Source organism: Lamprocystis purpurea DSM 4197 (assembly GCF_000379525.1).
GTDB classification, from domain to species: Bacteria; Pseudomonadota; Gammaproteobacteria; order Chromatiales; family Chromatiaceae; genus Thiodictyon; species Thiodictyon purpureum.
On record NZ_KB902398.1, the window covers coordinates 1 to 5,800 of the forward strand.

Here is a 5,800-nt window from a genome sequence, read left to right on the forward strand (position 1 = left end):
CGTCCGATTCATCGGCACCCATGCACAGTACGACGCCATCGACGCGCAAACTATCTGATCGGTAACGCCATGGATATTAAGCTTATCAAGACCGATGCCGACTATCGGGCGGCCCTGGCCGAAATCGAAACGCTGATGGCGGCGACCCTCGACAGCCCCGAAGGCGAGCGGTTGGANCTGCTTGTCACGCTGGTGGAAGCCTACGAGCGGGACCACTACCCCATGGACCTGCCGGACCCGGTGGAGGCGATCCGCTTCGAGATGGAACAGAACGGNCTCACCCCGAAAGACCTGGAGCCCATGATTGGACGCTCCAATCGGGTCTACGAAATCTTGAGNCGCAAACGCCCCCTGACGCTGAAGATGATCTGGCGCTTACATCGCGATCTTGGCATCCCTGCGGAAAGCTTGATCAAACCGTCAGTGGAGGAAAAGGGGCCAAGCTCAATTATGAATTCAAGAAATGCCTAACGACCGCCCAAAGAGCGAGCGCGCGCCATCAGGGTTCGAGCTGATTTGCAGGCTCAGTGGGTGGCGCACGCCGCCTGGGGCGACACGTTATCGCGCCGAGCAACGCTCGGCGTCTTGGGTGTGGAGGTCCGCCGGAGTCCTCAGGCCGTGGAAATGCAGAAAGAGAGACGTCGGAGAACTCAGGAAGCCCCGTGGGCTCCTGGATGAAGCGAGATGATGGAGCCGTCAGTGTTGGGACACGTAAGGGTGATGAACCTGGAAACGGCGTGGGCACGGGTCGAGTCATTGAGCATGGAGCATCCAGGTAGGCTGACAACAGCCGTATGCTGACGAGGTGTCTTATCGGGCATAGTAGTCCGAGGTTGGGAAAGCCAGCCACATGGCGAAGGACTCGACGGAAGTACGCAGCCCCTAAAGGAAGCGCGTGCCGGACATGCAGGATCGGGTAAACACGAGCCAACCTCACTGAGGGCAATAACAACTGGGCCTTGTAACGGGTAACTGTGAAGGTCCGCGCGAATGTGAGTACAACCGAGGAACCGGATGCGGGAAAACTGCACGTCCGGGATTGCGCCGGGGGCGCCGGGTAACCGGCGTTCCTACGGCGGAGGGCACATGAACTCGCACCGTAGTCAACCATCCCGCCTTTGTCTGCGTGAGCCGATCCCCGAAATCGAAAACGCAGCAGCAATTCTTGCGGACGCAGTAAATGAACATCTAGCGGGCCGGAGGTCCAACGCCGCTGAACTGCTCGCTCGCGCGGAGATGCCATCAGTTCGTAGTTGGACCGAATCGCTATGGGGGAAGATGGCCTTGTGAACCCATTGGAAAGGTTGCCTCGTGCTGGTGCCTGGCGTGGTCTTGAACAACTTCTTTCCAGCCCCTAACTCGCTGCACAAACACACGGGGGAAAAGGGTCACGACAAGGTTAATTTATTGAGCTTGCAAGGCATACTGCTTTGCCGTAGGATTTGCTGCATGTTCACCCTTATCGAATCCCCCGTCTTCTCTGCGCGTTGGCCGGACTATTTGTCAGAAGATGAGCGCGGCAAGTTCGCCGCTTGGCTTGCTCGCTACCCCGAAGCGGGAGATGTCGTGCCCGGGTCGGGCGGCGTTCGCAAGCTACGCTGGTCCCGAGACGGCCAAGGTAAACGAGGCGGCGTGAGATCTACTACAATCAACTCGGCGAAAGCCTGATCTGGCTTCTGACGATCTACGCCAAATCCCGGCAGGATAACGCACCAGCGCATATCCTCAAGGCACTGAAGGAGGAACTTGTCAATGGCTCTTAGTGAAAAAGAATTGATCGAACGTGACTTGGATCGCGATGTTTGGCAAGAAGCATTGGACGCCGTGAGGAGCATCAAAGCCGGAAAGGTTGGTGCTATTCATACCGTTCAGCTTTCGCCCGTGGTGGAGGCACGAAACAAGACCGGTCTGTCTCAACCACAGTTTGCGGAGCTTCTCGGCGTATCAGTTAGAACCCTTCAAGATTGGGAGCAAGGTCGAAGACAACCCAGTCGCGCGGCAGCATCATTGATTCGGATTGCAAGACAACGACCCGATGTACTTCGCGAAGTTTTCGGGTAGCAAGAGAGGAGTAGAGGCGCCGGAAGGACCGAACCCAATTGCCAAATTGAGATAATGCTCTAACATACGCCTCAAATGCGAGCGCGCGCCACAGGCGTCGAGGTAATTCGCAAGGTCATCAGTGGCGCGCGCCGCTTTAGCCCGGTCGTTATCGCGCCGAGCAAGGCTCGGCGTTTCTTGCGGGGTGAAAGTCCCCGTCGGGTGAGGGTTAGCCGCCCGCCCGTATCGCGTGTTGNTCCTGTTGCTGAGTAACGTAAGCCGCGAACAAACGATTGCATTCTGCAAGATCCGCAGGGGCGGCTTAAGTCGCCCCACCGGTCGGTAGTTCCTTTCCTGGAAAAATCGCCTGAGGTGCGCGTCTCACCTCAAAACGGACTCCCGGTCAGCCATTTCAGCGGCGGCACCAGCGGCATTTGCAAGAGCACCAGACCGATCATGACCAGCATGGGCGAGAGGTCGATGCCGCTGATCGGCGGCAGGGCGCGTTGGGCCGGGCGCATGATGGGGTCGGTCAGCCGCGACAGGAGCGCGACGCCCGGATTGTAGGTGCCGGGGTTCACCCAACTCAGAATGACGCGGATTGGTGAGATAGGAACCGCTCATGACTGTTCCATCAACGTCTTGGAGATCTCGACCGCGCGTTCACGGGCGGCCCCTGCGGCACGGCCCACCAGTTCGCTCAGCCCCGCCTCGGCGAACACCGCCAGGGCGCGTTCGCCAGTTCCGGGGACAGTTTACTTAATTACCCGAGCGGAGCAGTATAGGTGAGGAAAATGAGCCAACGGATTCACCGGGGTTGAGGCCCCAACAGCGGCATGGCAAGAACGTTTCCACTCCTTCGTCATGGATGAACGTTACACGGCCGACCTATTCGGCGGGGGAGAAGGGAATTAGGTAAACTGTCCCCGGAACTCCGGAACTCCTGGAACTCCTGGAACTCCTGGAACTCCTGGAACTCCTGGAACTCACCGGAACTCACGAGAAGAATGAGTCGTGCGAGCAGAGCAAGTCACGACTTATCCTTGCGGTTAGGCTAACGAATAGTCAGCGCCTTTTATAGATAGAACGCGAATTGGTAAAGACAATCATGAAACAAAATCGGACACGAAAGCCGAAGAAGAAGTCAACGCGGGCCATAAGTCTTGCGCGAAAAGGGACTATGTCTTTCGGAAACCGCCAAAATGTTGCTGGAACCACAACAGGAGAACTGTTTCAACCCACTCGACTGCATTACACGGTCGCTGACCCTGACGAGACAGAACGTACACTGCTGAAACTTGACTGCATGGAGTCCGATCCGACTCGAAAACGATGGGTATGGATGTATACGAAGGAAGCGTCCAGCCTTCCTTTACGCAAAGCGCCTGTAAACGACTCTGTTGTTATCGGGGAGTTTTTCTGGAATGGGGATACAGAGCTTGTCTTGAATGTTCGTTCAATCGAACGTGCGTTGGCCGCAGTGGAATTTTTTGATCGCCATCTTTCTCGCGCGCTGGCAAAATTGACTCATGTGACGGTAATAAATCGTCTTTTTAGTATCGCTGAAATAAATAATAATCCAAGCTTACAGGCGCTTTTCGAGCAAACCCCATTAATAGAACTTGATCCTGATGCACTTGCCGCGAAGCTATTGACCGCGAAAGAGCAGAGCCAGAACGTCCATCAGCAACGCGCGGCAGCCGCGCAGATTTTAGAAGAACTGATACAACGGCGGGAACCCGAAATGGAGAAATTCCCCGTGCACTATTATGAAGATGGTATCGCATCGCTTCGATTAAAACTATATACGAGCCAAGCCGTTGCCGTACAACACTGGAAAGGCAACCTGAGGTACACGTCGTATGATGCTATTCAGGATATGATGAACAAAGCCAACTTAGCCAACGGAGGTGAAGATGTGGTTTCGTAAATAGTAAACTGTCACCGTAATGCACCGTAATGCACCGTAATGCACCGTAATGCACCGTAATGCACCGTAATGTCTGGTAAGTAATGGCACAGTCTGTTTACATCGAGTCATCCGTTATCAGCTATTTGGTAGCGCGACCGAGCCGTGATGTCGTAGTCGCCGCACACCAAGCGATTACCGAAACATGGTGGCAGAGTCAGCGGGCTGAATTTGATTTGCCGCCGCAGGGGGAATTGAGTTCCTTCTCACGTGGAATTTTAAGCATATTAACAACGCACAGACCAAGGCGCTGATAACAACAGTGGTTGAATCGCACGGCTTTGTTTGTCCGATAGTGTGCTCACCGGAAGAATTGGGGGCAGAAATATGAACGAAGATCCAATTGTTGCGGAAATCCGCAAGTATCGTGCCGAGCACGCAGAAAAATACGGTCGTGACTTGGGTCGCATTTGCGAGGCATTACGCGAAGCCGAAGCAAAATCAACCCGTAAGGTTGTGCACCGCAAGCCGCGGCTGCTTCCAAAACCTAGCAGCTAACATTCGCCTTATATGCGAGCGCGCGCCACAGGCGTCGTGCTACTTCAGAAGGTCATCAGGAGTTACGGTGACAGTTTACTAAATGCACTGAATGCGGATGGGCGTTGAACGCAACCCGTAATTACTGTATCTAGTAAACTGTCACCGTAATTTCGGTGCCGTGTCTGTCTCAACGGTTCCCGACGATCTAACCGATCCGGCTCCTGCTGTTACCTGGTGCGCCGCCCTCCGCGGCAATCACACCTTCGACGCTCACCCGCGAACTGCGTGCCTACTGCCCGCCAGCGAACAGGCGCCAAACCCCCAGGCCATTGATCGCCCGAACGACTGAGCTTCACCGCCCTCGACGGTGCCGCTCCGCATTATTCACCAACCATGCGCACAATTGGGGAGCCATCCACAACAGAGGGCTTCAGTTGAGCCCCTGCATGTCGTCCTCTAAATCCTCTACCATCCAGTTGCCGTCCTCCTTGTCCCACTTCTTCACCTTGCTCATCATATAGGCAAAGCAGGTCTGTGGCGGTATCTGGACCTTGGTGGTCACCGTTGAGGAGGTGCGGGTACTTACGTTCAGGGTGAAACCGGAGGTGCCCACTGGCGCGCTGGCCGATACGTCGACGCCGCTGGTGATCTTGCTGGCCAACTCCCCCTCCATGACGATCCAGTCAGCGCTGACGATGCGGGCGTCGTTGCCCTCGTCTTTCAGGAAGTTGCGGGCAATGTTCGCGTGATTATTCAGCAACCTCTTCAGAGGGATTTCGGCCAGCGAGATCTTCATGAGGACGAGGTTGGCCGATTTTGCGGCATTGCGGCTGAAGCCGACCTGCCCGCCGGCCACCGTCAAGTACTTGATGCCGACGTTCACGTCAGTGTCCGAGAATTTACTCCATTCGATGGAGTAAGGCCCCGAAACACTGATGTCCACCTTGGCCAGGTTATCGGCTGAGACCGTGCCTGCAACGTCGAGGTAATTGGCGCTGCTGATCGGCGTCTTTTTCTTACCAAAGGAGCCTCTAGCGGTGTCCGCAACCCCCTGAACTGAAAAGCCGCCCGGCGGGGGAAAACTTTCGTTTACCCCAGCCCGGAACGAACAATCAGTCACTTACGCGCGTGGTCTTGAGCGACGGGCGAAAATTCACCCCAACGCGGCGGCGGGGTCGTGCAAAAAGGTGGCCGCCAAGGGATCATATCGTTATCGAGACGATCCTTTGCAGGAGGACCCCATGGCGGCCATTGAACCGAGCTTATTTGACTGGCGCGATGTTGACGCGCGCAGCGATCTGGAGCGGTTGT

General features: G+C 55.8%; 4 protein-coding genes and 1 pseudogene. 3 read left to right on the plus strand and 2 right to left on the minus strand.

The genetic code is table 11. The features are described from left to right. The first annotated feature begins 1,752 nt into the window (after positions 1-1,752). Positions 1,753-2,061, plus strand: a complete 309-nt coding sequence (locus A39O_RS37885; RefSeq protein WP_083924530.1) for a helix-turn-helix domain-containing protein — start codon at positions 1,753-1,755, stop codon at positions 2,059-2,061. A gap of 365 nt (positions 2,062-2,426) precedes the next feature. Here the strand turns inward: A39O_RS37885 and A39O_RS0105735 are convergent. Beyond that, a pseudogene (locus A39O_RS0105735) lies at positions 2,427-2,642 on the minus strand (YggT family protein); the annotation flags it as partial. A gap of 740 nt (positions 2,643-3,382) precedes the next feature. Here A39O_RS0105735 and A39O_RS40435 point away from each other — a divergent pair. Together A39O_RS40435 and A39O_RS41605 are read left to right on the plus strand one after the other, a co-directional pair. After that, entirely contained in the window at positions 3,383-3,970 is a 588-nt protein-coding gene (locus A39O_RS40435; RefSeq protein WP_157639685.1) for a hypothetical protein, read from the plus strand. 366 nt (positions 3,971-4,336) lie between these two features. Next, positions 4,337-4,507 carry a hypothetical protein gene (locus tag A39O_RS41605; protein WP_169338408.1) on the plus strand — a complete coding sequence of 57 codons (171 nt, stop codon included), beginning with the start codon at positions 4,337-4,339 and terminating at the stop codon, positions 4,505-4,507. Positions 4,508-4,919: 412 nt separating this feature from the next. Here A39O_RS41605 and A39O_RS0105750 read toward each other — a convergent pair whose 3' ends face one another. Continuing rightward, on the minus strand, positions 4,920-5,609 hold the full coding sequence (locus tag A39O_RS0105750) for a hypothetical protein (protein ID WP_020503747.1): 690 nt from the start codon (positions 5,607-5,609) through the stop codon (positions 4,920-4,922). Positions 5,610-5,800 lie beyond the last annotated feature (191 nt).

Excerpts from the sequence above, each read along its gene's own strand:
- A39O_RS37885 (WP_083924530.1), top strand. The coding sequence starts at position 1,753 with ATGGCTCTTAGTGAAAAAGAATTGATCGAACGTGACTTGGATCGCGAT.
- A39O_RS41605 (WP_169338408.1), top strand. The coding sequence starts at position 4,337 with ATGAACGAAGATCCAATTGTTGCGGAAATCCGCAAGTATCGTGCCGAG.
- A39O_RS40435 (WP_157639685.1), top strand. The coding sequence starts at position 3,383 with ATGTATACGAAGGAAGCGTCCAGCCTTCCTTTACGCAAAGCGCCTGTA.